This window comes from Gymnodinialimonas ceratoperidinii, from assembly GCF_019297855.1.
Classification (GTDB): Bacteria; Pseudomonadota; Alphaproteobacteria; order Rhodobacterales; family Rhodobacteraceae; genus Gymnodinialimonas; species Gymnodinialimonas ceratoperidinii.
Genome location: NZ_CP079194.1, coordinates 2,376,950 through 2,390,484 on the forward strand (window position 1 = coordinate 2,376,950; position 13,535 = coordinate 2,390,484).

Consider the following 13,535-nt stretch of genomic DNA (forward strand, 5'->3'; position numbering starts at 1 on the left):
CTTGATCTGGTGATCTCCATGTCATGGAAGACCTATTCTCATGCGCCCCGCCCGTCGCACCCTCGCTTGAAGCCGAGCGTTGGATCGAACACCTTTTCTCGGCCCGCGCCGCGATCAACGGCCAAGTCGTCCGCCGCAAAGCCCGCGATGTCGAACGGATCGTCGGCTGGCCGCGCTTCCGTCAGGAACTGCGCCGCCGGGGCTATTCCGCCGTCCGTAACAGCGCGCAGGTCGTGGTGTTCTGCAATGCACAGCCCGTCATCCCCATCTGACGGCGGCCGCCAGACTTTTGCAAAAGTCTGCGCAAAGCCTTGCAAGGCTTTGTCGCACGCCCTTGCAAGGGCGGGGGGAGAGTTTTGCAAAACTCTCCATCCACGTTCAAAACAGGGCGAGTTGGTCGCCGCGGGCGAGCGGCACCTCGAACAGGTCGCGCCGCAAGGGGGGCAACGTCTCGGCCAGACCCGCTGCGCGCACGGCGCGGTTGAAGCGTTGCTGCAGCAGCTTGGCCCAGACGCCCTCCCCCCGCATGCGTTTGCCGAACTCCGCCTCGTAGGGTTTGCCGCCGTGCATGTCGCGCAGCTTCGACATTACTCGTTCCTCCCGCTCGGGGTAATGCTCCCTGAGCCAGGACTGCCAAAGGTCCGAGACTTCGCGCGGCAGTCTGATCGGGATCATGCTCGCGGCTACGGCGCCAGCGTCACGGGCCGCGGTCACGATGCCTTCAAGCTCGTGATCGGTAAGTCCCGGCACGATGGGAGAGATCATCACCCGCACCGGCACCCCGGCCTTCGCCAGTCTCTCGATCGTGCGCAGCCGCCGCGCCGGAGACGGCACCCGCGGTTCCATCTTGCGCGACACCTCGGGCTGGAGCGTCGTGACCGAAAGCCCCACCCGGGCCAGCGCCGCTCCTCCCATTTCCGACAGGATATCAACGTCGCGCTCGATCAGCGCGCCCTTGGTGGCAATGGCGACCGGATGCCGGAACTGCTGCAGAACCTCCAACACGCCCCGCATCACCCGGCGGTCGCGCTCGATCGGCTGGTAGGCGTCGGTGTTGGTGCCAATGGCGATCGTGTCGCAGACGTAGCTTGGCCGGCGCAGCTCGGCGTCCAGAAGCTCGGCTGCGTTCGGGCGCGCAATCAGCTTGGTCTCGAAATCCAACCCCGGCGACATTCCCAGATAGGCGTGCGAGGTGCGCGCGAAGCAGTAGACGCAGCCGTGCTCGCAGCCCCTGTAGGGATTGATGGAACGGTCAAAGGATATATCTGGCGAGGTATTGCGCGCTATAATGCGCCGCGCGCGTTCCTCTGCCACTTCCGTGCGCAAGGGCGGCAGCTCTTCGACAAGATCCCACCCGTCATCCACAGCCTCCCGACCGTGGCGCTCGAACCGCCCGACAGGGTTGCTCGCCACCCCTCTTCCAATGCTGCGCCGGCCCGAATGATCCATCGGGCAAGTGTGGAACATTTGAGGAACATCCGCAACCTTGGTCGCACAGACTTCGCCCCATGTCGCAAACAGCCGCCCGCGACGTTGGGAAATATCTAGATAGTGAAAAAAACACCGGCATCGGCGCCGGTTAGCAGGAGCGTTTCCCATGTCTGATCAAGAAGACGACATTGTCCTGTCTGAACTGAACGACGAGGACCTCGTCGCGCAAATGTTCGACGACCTCTACGACGGCCTCAAGGAAGAGATCGAGGAAGGTGTGAACATCCTGCTCGAGCGCAAGTGGGAGCCCTACCGTATCCTGACCGAGGCGCTGGTCGGCGGCATGACGATCGTCGGCAATGACTTCCGCGATGGAATCCTCTTCGTGCCTGAGGTCCTGATGGCCGCCAACGCGATGAAGGGCGGCATGGCGATCCTCAAGCCGCTGCTGATCGAGACCGGCGCGCCTCGGGTCGGCAAGATGGTGATCGGCACCGTGAAGGGTGACATTCATGACATCGGCAAGAACCTCGTGTCGATGATGATGGAAGGTGCGGGCTTCGAGGTCGTGGACCTCGGGATCAACAATGCCGTGGAGAGCTATCTCGAGGCGCTTGAAGCCGAGAAGCCCGACATCCTCGGCATGTCCGCCCTGCTGACCACGACGATGCCCTACATGAAGGTCGTCATCGACACGATGAACGAAAAGGGTATCCGCGACGATTACATCGTTCTGGTCGGCGGCGCGCCCCTGAACGACGAATTCGGCAAGGCCATCGGCGCCGACGCCTACTGCCGCGACGCCGCGGTGGCCGTCGAAACGGCCAAGGAATGGGTCGCGCGCAAGCATAACCAGATGGGTGCCTCGGCTTAAGACACGCTCGGCGATACCGATTGAAAGGTCTGCGGGAGGTAGCTCCTCGCAGGCCTTTCTCGTTCTGGCTGTGGCTTCCCGGGGCGAGATTATCCTGCGGCGGCCCTACTTTAGCGGTTGCACGTCCGGTCCCGCAAAGGCCTAGTGCCTCCATGACCGACACCCGCACCATCATGCCGCCGCGCGACCTCGCGTTGGTTCTTTGCGTGATCCTCGCCTGGGGGTCGAATTTCACCGCCATGAAAATGGTGCTCGACGAGCTGCCGCCGCTTCTTTTCGTCGGACTTCGGTTCTTCATCCTCGTCCCACTGATCGTGTTTTTCCCGCGCCCCGCAAGCTGGCGGGCGATCATCGCGATCGGCCTGTTGGTCAACACCGGCCAGTTCGCGTTCCTTTTCATGGCGATGCGCGCTGATGTCACCGCGGGCCTCGCCTCCCTGATCCTGCAGAGCCAGGCCCCGCTCACGATCATCCTCGCCGCTCTCTTTTATGGCGAACGGGTCAGCTGGCCCCAAGTCACCGGCATCGCGCTGGCTTGCATGGGCCTTGCGGGCTTCGGCATTGCCGGCGGGGGAAATGTTACCATTGTCGGTTTGGCGCTCGTTCTGTGCGGGGCTTTGTCCTGGGCGCTCGGTAACATGGTCTTTCGCCGACTGCCGGGGGTCAACATGGCCGCACTCTTTATCTGGGCCAGCCTGATCCCGCCCCTGCCGATGCTCGGCCTTTCATGGGCGATCGAGGGCCCGGCCCCCTTCGCAACCATCGCGGCGATGAGCCTGCAGGGATGGGCCGGCGTCGTCTATGTCGCCGTCATCTCCACCATCATCGGCTATTCGATCTGGGGCAGCCTGCTCTCGCGGCATCCGGCGGCGCTTGTCACGCCCTTCGCGCTTGGCATCCCCCTCGTCGGGATCCTGACAGCCGGTCTGATCCTGGGCGAGACACTTGGCACGCTCGAGGCCGTCTCGGGCGTCGTCATCCTCGCAGGCATCGCGCTGACCGTCCTCGGCCCGCGTCTTCTGCAAAGGTACTCGTGACGGACCGCGCAAAAGCGCAGGCCCGTCGGCACTCGTTACTCAACTGATTTACGGCAAAGGGGGCAGTCTCTGAAGAGACCGGTCTGCCGTGCCGAAGGCGTAGAACACATGCCCTCACCGAGCAACAAACGTGATGCACGAAAATGCCAAACCTGACCAAAAAGACAGGTGAACTATCTGAAACTGTTAGCTGATTTCAGGATACCGGGATACAGGTGTATGGAGCGCCCGCGTCGATGACCGCGCGTGTCACGTCGGTTGTGGGAAACCTCCTTGGCTGCGATAATGTCAGAGTAGACGTGCGAGGCGCGCGAGCCGTCCCGCGCCCAGACACCCCCGGCCCGTCGGGAGGCCTATTATGATGGACGATACCGATCTCGTTGAGCACGGATTAGCTGTCCCCAAGGCAGGGCGGGTCCTCCTGCTTGCCTGCGGCGCCCTCGCCCATGAAGTCCTGGCCTTGAAGCGGCTCAACCATTGGGATCACCTCGACCTGCACTGCCTGCCCGCGAAACTGCACAATACGCCCGACGCGATCCCGGATGCTGTCGAGGCCGCGGTACGCGCCCGGCGCGCGGACTATGACGATGTCTTCGTGCTATACGCCGATTGCGGCACCGGCGGGCTGCTGCAAGCGCGTTGTGAAGCCTTGGGCGTCTCGATGCTCGAAGGCCCGCATTGCTACTCCTTCTTTGAGGGCAATCAGGAGTTCGAAGCCCGCGGAGAAGTCACCAGTTTTTACCTGACCGACTTTCTGGTCAAACAGTTCGATGCGTTTGTGACGAAACCCCTTGGTCTCGACCGCTATCCCGAGTTGCGGGACATGTATTTCGGCAATTACACGACGCTTGTCTATCAGGCCCAGGTCGATGATCCGGCGCTGACCGAGAAAGCGCGAGGTCACGCGGCAGACCTCGGGCTCGATTTTGAGCGCAGGTTTACGGGCTATGGCGATTTGCAGGTCGCGCTGTCGCGGTTGTAGCGTAATTTAGTTGGAATATCGGGCGGTTCTGAGAGGCAGCGGGAAGTGGGGCGCTGCCCCCGCTTTCGACCTGGCGGTCGCAAGCTCCCCCGGGATATTTCAGGAACGGGGAAGCTGCGGCAGATCAGTGGTTGTCGCGGGGGAGGTCCTTGGCGATGCGTTGATAGGCGGTCGCGAGCTCAAGGCAGCCGCCGTCTGCCAGTTGTCCGACATGCTTACGGTAGAGCTCTTGCCAAGGGGTCTGATGGTGCAGTTCCGGCGCGGTCCAAGCGGCCTTGCGGGCGTTCCACTCGTCGTCAGGCACCAGCGCGTTCAACGTGCCCTCATTCAGGTCCAGGCGGACGCGATCCCCGGTTTGCAAATAAGCGAGGCCGCCCCCGACCGTGGCTTCGGGTGAGGCATTGAGGATCGAGGGGCTTTCAGAGGTGCCTGACTGCCGCCCGTCGCCGACGGTGGGCAAATGCTTGATGCCGTCCATGATCAACGCATCGGGCGGCTGCATGTTCACCACCTCGGCGGACCCGGGGTAGCCGACGCAGCCGACGCCCCGGATGAAGAGGATGCAGTCATCGTCGATGGCCAGATCGGGATCATTGACGCGGTCGTGGTAATCCTCCGGGCCCTCGAAGACGATGGCGCGACCCTCGTAGCGGTTGTTCTTCAGGAAGCGCGCGCGGAAGTCGGCGGAAATCACACTGGTCTTCATCAGGGCGCTGTCGAAGAGATTGCCGGTCAGCACCGCGAAGCCCGCCTCCTCGCGCATCGGGTTGTCCACCGGGCGGATCACGTCCTCATCGCGACTTTTCGAGCTGCCAAGCGTCTCCTGCAGCGACTTGCCGGATGCCGTCATCACCGAGCCATCCAGCAGCCCCGCGCGGTGCAATTCGCCCATCACCGCGGGCACACCGCCCGCGCGGAAGAAGCTCTCGCCCAGGTACTCGCCTGCCGGCTGCAGATTCACCAGAAGCGGCAGCGCGTGGCCGATTTTCTCCCAATCGCTGACGTGCAATTCGACGCCCGCGTGGCGCGCCAGTGCCTGGAGATGCGGCGGCGCATTGGTCGAGCCTCCGATCGCCGTGTTGACCTTGATCGCGTTCTCGAAGGCGGCGCGCGTCAGGATGTCGGAGGGCTTGAGGTCCTCCTCCACCATCTCCACCGCGCGGCGTCCTGTGAGGTAGGCCATCTCCATCCGCTCGCGGAACGGCGCCGGGATCGCCGCGGCGCCGGGCAATGTCATGCCGAGCGCCTCTGCCAGCGCGTTCATCGTCGAGGCGGTTCCCATCGTGTTGCAATGGCCGAGCGAAGGTGAGGAGGCGCAGGCCATCTGCATGAATTCCTCGTAGTCGATCTCGCCGGTGGCCAGCAGGCGCCGCCCCTCCCAGATCGCGGTGCCCGAGCCTGCGCGCTTGCCGCGGAACCAGCCGTCAAGCATCGGCCCGCCGTTCAGTGCAATCGCCGGGATGTCGACCGTCGCCGCCCCCATCAGCATCGCGGGGGTGGTCTTGTCACAACCGGTCGTCAGGACGACGCCATCCAGCGGGTAGCCGTGCAGGACTTCCACGAGCGAGAGATACTGCAGGTTGCGATCCAGCGCCGCCGTGGGCCGCTTGCCGGTCTCCTGGATCGGATGCACCGGAAACTCCAACGGAATGCCGCCGCCATCGCGAATGCCTGCCTTGATCCGGTCCATCAAGAACACGTGGATCTTGTTGCAGGGCACGAGATCGCTGCCCGTCTGTGCGATCCCGACAATCGGCTTGTCCGCCTGCAGCTCGCCACGGGTGAACGCCTGGTTCTGGTACCGCTCCAGATACAAGGCGGTCATGCCTGGGTTGTTCGGATTATCGAACCACTCCTGAGAGCGGTAGCGGCGGCGCGCGCGGGTATCAGCCATGGATGGTTCCACTATTTGAAACTTAGGGTCAAATGTTGAAACCACCCTAGCCCGTGATGAGGCCGCGCCTCAAGCCCGGAACGCAGGGCGCTGGCACCCCGGTGCTCCTTCATCTTGGCAAATACAACTCAATCCCGCCCTCCCCACACCTCCCGACGCGGGCAGCGGCTCGGACGCCTAGCCTCAAATCATCGGCAGCGCATCACGGACCAGCGGCGACAGATCCGTATCATCCTCGGCCGCCCGCGCCTTCAAGGCCGCGCGCATTTCAGGACCCCAGAAATCGTTGAGATGCGTGGCCACCCGCTCTGCCTGATCCGAGCCAGGCTGCGTGGCGAAGAAGCTGGCGATCTGGTTGGCCATGCGGGTCAGTTTGTCATGCGGCATCAGTCTGGCTCCGGTCGATCCGTTGCGAATGGGTGAATGTCTCGAGCCGTCCATCGCGGGCGAAGGCGGCGATTGTCAGGTTGGCGGCCTCGGCCATGCGGAGCGCATGGGCGGTCGGGGCGGAGACGGCGATTAGGATCGGGCAGCCGAGCAGCACCGTCTTCTGCACCATCTCGACCGAGACGCGGCTCGTCAGGACGATGGCGCCCGCCATGGGGTCGAGCCTCTCGCGCTGCATCGCGCCCACCAATTTGTCGAGCGCGTTGTGGCGGCCTACGTCTTCGCACGCCAGAACGATCCCCTGCCCCGGCACGAGGAAGCCTGCTGCATGAACCGCCTGTGTGAGGTCATGGAGCGGCTGGTGATCGCGAAGCAGGTCCGGCCCCGAGGCGGCAGTCGTCGCGTCCATGGCGCGCCCCTCGGGCAGCACCGGCAAGGCCCGCAGTGCCTCCTCCAGCGAGTCGATTCCGCAAAGGCCGCAGCCCACCGGCCCCATCATCGCACGCCGCCGCGCGCCGAGGGCCTCGGCCACCGCATCTGCCACCCAGAGACGCGCCTCGATGCCCGCCTCAAGCTCGACGATCTCCACCCGCTCGATCTGCTCCGGGGTTGCAAAGCCCTCGGTGAACGCAAAGCCCACGGCGAAATCCTCGAGATCCGAGGGCGAGCACATCATCACCGCTTGAGTCGTTCCGTTGACTGTCACGGCGACAGGCGTCTCCTCCGGCAGGGACCGCATGACCTTGCGCGATCCCTCCTTTCCGTGGGCCACGGCCGCTATGGAGCGACTGGCCTTCACTCGGCCGCCGTTTCGATCCGGCGCGACATCGCCGCTTGCGCATTGTACTCGCGCTGCCATTCCGTCGGTCCGTTCGACAGACCCACCTGCACCGCCGTCACCTTGTATTCCGGGCAATTGGTGGCCCAGTCGGAATGATCCGTGGTGATGACGTTGGCCTGCGTGTCGGGGTGATGGAAGGTCGTATAGACCACCCCCGGAACGACCCGGTCGGTCAGGGTCGCCCGCAACGAGGTCTCGCCCGCGCGGCTGGCCAGTTTGACCCAATCGCCCTCCTTGATCCCGCGCACCTCGGCGTCGTGGGGGTGGATTTCGAGCACGTCCTGGTCATGCCAAATCACATTGTCCGTCCGACGCGTCTGGGCACCCACGTTATACTGCGACAGGATCCGCCCCGTCGTCAGCAGAAGCGGGAACCGCGGGCCGGAGCGCTCGTCGGTGGGAATATATTCGGTCACGATGAACCGCCCCTTGCCGCGCACGAAACCGTCCACGTGCATGATCGGCGAGCCGTCGGGCGCCGCGTCGTTGCAGGGCCACTGAACCGAGCCACGCTCTTCCAGCATCGCGTAGTTCACGTTGGCGAAGCCCGGCGTCGTCTCGGAGATTTCGTCCATGATTTGGCTCGGATGGGTGTAGTGCCAATCGGCCCCCATGGCCTTCGCCAAGAGCTGCGTGACCTCCCAATCGGCATAGCCGTTGCGCGGCTTCATCACTTCGCGCACCCGGTTGATCCGACGCTCGGCGTTGGTAAACGTGCCGTCCTTTTCGAGAAAGGTCGAGCCCGGCAGGAAGACATGGGCGTAGTTCGCCGTCTCGTTCAGGAAAAGGTCGTGGACGATGACGCACTCCATAGCCGCGAGGCCGGCGGCCACGTGGTGGGTGTCGGGATCGGACTGCAGGATATCCTCGCCCTGGCAATAGAGGCCCTTGAAGGAGCCGCTCACTGCGGCATCGAGCATGTTTGGAATGCGCAGGCCCGGCTCCGGGTCGATTTCCACGCCCCACCGGCTCTCGAACACGGCGCGGACTTCGTCGCCCTTCACGTGGCGATAGCCCGGCAACTCGTGCGGGAAAGAGCCCATGTCACAAGCACCCTGCACGTTGTTCTGACCGCGCAGGGGGTTCACCCCCACGCCCTCGCGCCCGAGGTTGCCGGTCAGCATGGCGAGGTTAGCGATCCCCATGACGGTGGTGGAGCCCTGGCTGTGCTCGGTCACGCCGAGGCCGTAGTAAATCGCCCCGTTGCCACCGGTCGCATAAAGTCGGGCCGCCGCGCGCAGCTCCTCCGCCGGGACACCGGTGAGCATCTCGGTCATCTCGGGCGAATGGCGCACGTCGCGGACGAACTCGGCATATTCCTCGAACTCGTTCCAGTCGCAGCGCTCGCGGATGAAGGCCTCGTCGTAGAGCTTCTCGTCCACGATCACATGGGCCATCGCCGTGACCACGGCCACGTTGGTACCCGGACGCAGCGGCAGGTGGTGGGCCGCCTCGATATGGGCCGAGCGCACCACGTCCGTCTTGCGCGGGTCGATGACGATCAACTTCGCGCCCTGGCGCACCCGCTTTTTCAGGCGCGAGCCGAAGACGGGGTGGGCGTCGGTGGGATTGGCCCCGATGATCACGGCGACATCGACATGCTCGACCGAGTCGAAGTTCTGCGTCCCGGCGCTGGTGCCGAAGGTCTGCCCCAACCCGTAGCCGGTGGGCGAATGGCACACCCGCGCGCAGGTATCGGTGTTGTTGTTGAGGAAGACGCCTCGCGCCAGCTTCTGGACGAGGTAGGTTTCCTCGTTGGTGCAGCGCGAGGAGGTGATGACCCCGATCGACTTGCGCCCGTATTTCTCCTGCAACCCGCGCATCCGATTAGCCGCGAAACCAATGGCCTCTTCCCAAGAGACCTCCTTCCAAGGCTGGTCGATGCTGTCGCGGATCATCGGGTTCAGCACCCGGTCCGAGTGGTTGGCATAGCCATAGGCGAAGCGACCCTTGACGCAGGAATGGCCCCGGTTGGCCTCGCCATGCTTGTAGGGCACCATCCGCACCAGCTCATCGCCATTCAGCTCCGCCTTGAACGAGCACCCTACCCCGCAATAGGCGCAGGTGGTGATCACCGAGCGCTCGGGCGTGCCCAGTTCGATCACCGACTTCTCCTGCAACGTCGCCGTCGGGCAGGCCTGAACGCAGGCGCCGCAAGAGACACAGTCGGAGGTCAGAAACTCATCCAGCGGCCCGCCGGCAGACACCCGGCTCTCGAAACCGCGCCCCTCGATCGTCAGCGCGAAGGTGCCCTGCACCTCCTCGCAAGCCCGCACACAACGCGAGCAGACGATACACTTCGACGGATCGTAGGTGAAATACGGGTTGCTGTCGTCCTTGGCGATCCACTCCGGGTTCGCCTCACCGCCCTGACGCGGTTCGAAATGGTTTGCCAGGCCGCCCGCCTCGGGCGCCTCGTAGCGCACGTCGCGCAGGCCCACGGCGCCCGCCATGTCCTGCAACTCGCAATCGCCATTGGCCGCACAGGTCAGGCAATCCAGAGGATGGTCGGAGATGTAGAGCTCCATCACCCCCTTGCGGATCTTCTTCACCTTGGACGATTGCGTACGTACCGCCATGCCCTCGGCCACCGGCGTCGTGCAGGAAGCCGGCGTCCCGCGCCGCCCCTCGATCTCCACGACGCAAAGGCGACAGGAGCCAAAAGCCTCGACACTATCGGTCGCGCAAAGCTTGGGGATCGACAGACCCGCCTCGGCCGCCGCCCGCATCACGGAGGTGCCCTCGGGCACCGTCACCGCGAAGCCGTCGATGGTCAGCGTCACCGGCGCCCCGACCTTGGCAGGGGTGCCGAAATCCCGATCGTCCGGAATAATGAAATCCTTCATGCCACCACGCTCCCTGCGCTTCCTCGTTCATCAAATATCCCGGGGGTATGGGGGCAGCGCCCCCATCCGGTCGCCGACGCAGTCGGCGAAAGACCTGCCAAAGACACGCTCATTCAGCTGCCTCCTTCACGCCTGCGAATTCCTCAGGGAACTGCTCCAACGCGCTCATCACCGGGTAGGGCGTGAAGCCGCCCAGGGCGCAAAGAGAGCCGTCCTTCATCGTTTCGCAAAGATCCACCAGCAGCGGGATCGCCGTGGCGTCTCCCTCCGCGATCCGGTCGAGCGTTTCCACACCCCGGACCGAGCCGATGCGGCAGGGCGTACACTTGCCACAGCTTTCGATCGCGCAGAACTCCATCGCGAAACGGGCCATGCCGAGCATGTCGGCACTGTCGTCGAATACTACCACACCTGCGTGTCCGATCAAACCGCCGGCGCCGTCGAAGGGCTCGTAGGCGAAGGGCGTGTCGAATTTCTCCGGCGCGAAATAAGCGCCGAGCGGCCCGCCCACCTGCACCGCCTTCACCGGCCGCCCCGTCGCGGTACCGCCTGCGATATCGTTCACCAACTCGCCAAGCGGCATGCCGAAAGCGGTCTCGAAGAGGCCTCCGTGCTTCACGTTGCCCGCGATCTGGATCGGCATCGTGCCCTTGGACCGGCCGAGCCCGAAGCTCGCGTAGTGCGCGGCACCCTTCTCGAAGATCACCGGCACGGTCGCCAGCGAGATCACGTTGTTGACGACGGTCGGACGGCCCAAGAACCCCTCCAGCGCAGGCAACGGCGGCTTCGCGCGCACCACGCCGCGCTTGCCTTCCAGCGAGTTCAGCAGCGAGGTTTCCTCACCGCAAACATAAGCGCCGGCGCCCACGCGCACCTCGATATCGAATTCACGCGGTGAGTGAAGAACGCGCCCCAAGAGGTTGTTTTCACGCGCAATAACCAGCGCCTCGTTCATCACTTCGATTGCATCCGGATACTCGGACCGCAGGTAGATGTAGCCCTTCGTAGCGCCGACCCCGAGGCCCGCGATCACCATGCCTTCGATCAGGCAGAAGGGATCGCCCTCCATGATCATCCGGTCCGCGAAAGTGCCGCTGTCGCCCTCGTCGGCGTTGCACACGATGTACTTCTGCGGCGCCTCGGCAAGGCGCACCGTGTTCCACTTGATGCCGGTCGGGAAGCCCGCGCCGCCGCGACCGCGCAACCCGGACTCGGTGACATGGGTCGTGATGTCCTCGGCGCTCATCGCCAGCGCGTTGCGCAGCCCCGTCAGGCCCCCGTGAGCCTCGTAGTCTGCCAGCGAGAGCGGGTCGATGACACCGCAGCGCTGGAACGTCAGCCGGTTCTGCTTCGCATAGAACGGGATCTCTTCCACGACACCGAGGCTCTCCGCGCTGCCGTCCATGATCGCGGGAATGTCATCCACCGTGACCGCGCCGTAGCCGATCCGCTGCCCATCCCGCTCGACCTCGACGAGCGGCTCCAGCCAGATCATGCCGCGCGTCCCGTTGCGCACCACCTCGGCACCGGCGGCGGCAAAAGCGGCGGCAACATCATCGGCGCCGAGCGCCTTTGCGGCGGCATCGCGGGGAACATAGACCTTCATCGCGCAACCTCCGCCGCCAGAGCCTCGGCCGTGACGCGCCCCTTGACCTTGCCGTCGATCATCGCCGCCGGCCCGCAGGCGCAAAGACCGAGGCAATAGATCGGCTCGACCGTCAGCCCGCCATCGGGCGCGGTCTCGTTCCAGCCGAGCCCGAGCTTGGCCAGCAACGCCTCGGACATCTCGTTCGCGCCCATCGCCTGACATGCCTCTGCACGGCAGATTTTCAGGACCCGCGCGCCCGCAGGCTTGCGCCGAAAATCGTGATAAAAGGAGATGACGCCGTGCAATTCGGCCTCGGTGATGTTGAGCGCTTCGGCAATCGGCGCGCGCGCGGCATCGGGAACATAGCCGAAAGCCGCCTGCACATCATGCAGGATCGGCAGCAGAGGCCCCTCCAAGTGCATGTTTCGTTGGATAATTTCGCTGATCTCGGATGGATCGTGCGGGGCTGGCGAGGCTGACATGGCGTGCTCCGAATGGTGTGCCCGTTGTATGGGACTCAGTCATTCAGCATTCAATATCGCAATCCCGTTGGACGATTGAGATATTCAATCAAGAAGGCGCCCGCTCGCGGCACCCGGAAAGCGGCCCTAAGCGGAGCTGACGCCCTTCTTCGACAGCGCCCGTGTCTCGGCGATCAGGGCCGTGAGCACCGGGGTGTGCGGCTCCCGGTACGGCGCGACGAGGCCGACGGCGTGATCCATCCCCTGCCCTTCGAGCTCGCGGATCACCAGTTCCGGTTTGCCGGCACAAAGAAACCGCGCCATGTCGATCGGCAGGACGGTGATCCAGCCCCCCGCCTGCACATGGGCCGCGAGCACCACGGTGGAGTTGCTCTCGACCTGCGCTTCGGGAGAGATCCCGGCCGCCATGAAGTTCTCGTTGATGATCCGGCGATTCTGCATGTTGGGCGTGAGTAGGCACAAACGCTCCCCCGCGAGGTCCGCCCATTCGACTCTTTCCTGCAAGGCGATATCGCTCTCGCGATGGCAGACGACCGTGTATTTCTCCTGATAGAGCGTCTCCATCGTGACGCGGCCCAAGGGCTCGTTGTCGAGGTAGGAGAGGCCCGCATCCACCTCGAGGTTTTCAAGCATCGACAGGATCTCGACCGAGGTTCTGCTGAGGATCGTGAAGCGCACATTGGGATGCGCGGCGGTGAAGCGCGCGCTGAGTTGCGCGGCCCATGTAAGCGCCGTGGGGATCACCGCGAGCCGCACGATGCCGCTCAACCCGTGGCGTGCGGTGCGCATCTCCTGCCGGAAGGCGCGCGCATCGCTGACCAACTGCCGCGCCCAGACCAACGCGCGCTGGCCCTCTGGCGTCAGCCCGCCGTAACGCGATCCGCGAAAGATCAGCTGCACCCCCAACATCTCTTCCAACTGCTTGATACCGGTGGAGAGCGTGGGCTGCGTGAGGCCAAGGCTTTCGGCGGCGCGGCCGAAGTGACCCTCGCGCGCGACGGCGATGAACATTTCGAGTTTATGGATCATGCCACCAGTTTCGCAATCAATCACCCCGGCTTCAATCGGGATTCTCTATCGACGGATGGTTTCTGCCCGGCCCCAGTCACCTTGGACGCGCCCGCGCGCCGCAAGGTGATTTGTCAAAACCCTGATTATAGTCCAAACGGTTCT

12 protein-coding genes are annotated in these 13,535 nt (G+C 64.3%); 4 read left to right on the plus strand and 8 right to left on the minus strand.

Annotated features, from left to right (window positions below; genetic code table 11):
* The first annotated feature begins 23 nt into the window (after window positions 1–23).
* Window positions 24–272, plus strand: a complete 249-nt coding sequence (locus KYE46_RS11520) for an N-(5'-phosphoribosyl)anthranilate isomerase (protein WP_219000760.1) — start codon at window positions 24–26, stop codon at window positions 270–272.
* A gap of 106 nt (window positions 273–378) precedes the next feature.
* Here KYE46_RS11520 and KYE46_RS11525 read toward each other — a convergent pair whose 3' ends face one another.
* Window positions 379–1,467, minus strand: coding sequence for a PA0069 family radical SAM protein (locus KYE46_RS11525; RefSeq protein ID WP_219000761.1), 1,089 nt, complete (start codon window positions 1,465–1,467; stop codon window positions 379–381).
* A 130-nt stretch (window positions 1,468–1,597) separates the two neighbouring features.
* Between KYE46_RS11525 and KYE46_RS11530 the strand changes: the two genes are divergently transcribed.
* The 3 genes from KYE46_RS11530 (at window position 1,598) to KYE46_RS11540 (ending at window position 4,324) form a co-directional block, all read left to right on the plus strand.
* Window positions 1,598–2,305, plus strand: coding sequence for a corrinoid protein (locus KYE46_RS11530; RefSeq protein ID WP_219000762.1), 708 nt, complete (start codon window positions 1,598–1,600; stop codon window positions 2,303–2,305).
* Between the two features lie 152 nt (window positions 2,306–2,457).
* Entirely contained in the window at window positions 2,458–3,342 is an 885-nt protein-coding gene (locus KYE46_RS11535; protein WP_219000763.1) for an EamA family transporter, read from the plus strand.
* A gap of 358 nt (window positions 3,343–3,700) precedes the next feature.
* Window positions 3,701–4,324, plus strand: a complete 624-nt coding sequence (locus KYE46_RS11540) for a DUF1638 domain-containing protein (RefSeq protein ID WP_219000764.1) — start codon at window positions 3,701–3,703, stop codon at window positions 4,322–4,324.
* A gap of 124 nt (window positions 4,325–4,448) precedes the next feature.
* On the opposite strand, the gene KYE46_RS11545 is transcribed toward KYE46_RS11540, so the two are convergent.
* The 7 genes from KYE46_RS11545 to KYE46_RS11575 all read right to left on the minus strand — a co-directional run bounded on the left by KYE46_RS11545 (window position 4,449) and on the right by KYE46_RS11575 (window position 13,391).
* The gene (locus KYE46_RS11545; RefSeq protein WP_219000765.1) at window positions 4,449–6,218 is read right to left on the minus strand and encodes an IlvD/Edd family dehydratase; all 1,770 of its coding nucleotides are present in this window, start codon (window positions 6,216–6,218) and stop codon (window positions 4,449–4,451) included.
* A gap of 183 nt (window positions 6,219–6,401) precedes the next feature.
* Complete coding sequence (locus tag KYE46_RS11550) at window positions 6,402–6,605, minus strand: formate dehydrogenase subunit delta (RefSeq protein WP_219000766.1); 204 nt, start codon at window positions 6,603–6,605, stop codon at window positions 6,402–6,404.
* The gene (gene fdhD, locus KYE46_RS11555; RefSeq protein WP_247716823.1) at window positions 6,595–7,344 is read right to left on the minus strand and encodes a formate dehydrogenase accessory sulfurtransferase FdhD; all 750 of its coding nucleotides are present in this window, start codon (window positions 7,342–7,344) and stop codon (window positions 6,595–6,597) included. The genes KYE46_RS11550 and fdhD overlap by 11 nt, the downstream gene beginning before the upstream one ends.
* Window positions 7,345–7,400: 56 nt before the next feature.
* Window positions 7,401–10,292, minus strand: coding sequence for a formate dehydrogenase subunit alpha (fdhF, locus tag KYE46_RS11560; protein WP_219000768.1), 2,892 nt, complete (start codon window positions 10,290–10,292; stop codon window positions 7,401–7,403).
* 109 nt (window positions 10,293–10,401) lie between these two features.
* Window positions 10,402–11,898 (minus strand): NADH-ubiquinone oxidoreductase-F iron-sulfur binding region domain-containing protein, encoded by a 1,497-nt coding sequence (locus tag KYE46_RS11565; protein WP_219000769.1) that lies wholly within the window; start codon window positions 11,896–11,898, stop codon window positions 10,402–10,404.
* Window positions 11,895–12,362 carry a formate dehydrogenase subunit gamma gene (locus KYE46_RS11570; protein WP_219000770.1) on the minus strand — a complete coding sequence of 156 codons (468 nt, stop codon included), beginning with the start codon at window positions 12,360–12,362 and terminating at the stop codon, window positions 11,895–11,897. Before KYE46_RS11570 ends, KYE46_RS11565 begins: the two co-directional genes overlap by 4 nt.
* A 126-nt stretch (window positions 12,363–12,488) precedes the next feature.
* A complete protein-coding gene (locus KYE46_RS11575; RefSeq protein ID WP_219000771.1) occupies window positions 12,489–13,391 on the minus strand; it encodes a LysR family transcriptional regulator in 903 nt (300 codons plus the stop codon).
* Window positions 13,392–13,535: the final 144 nt, after the last annotated feature.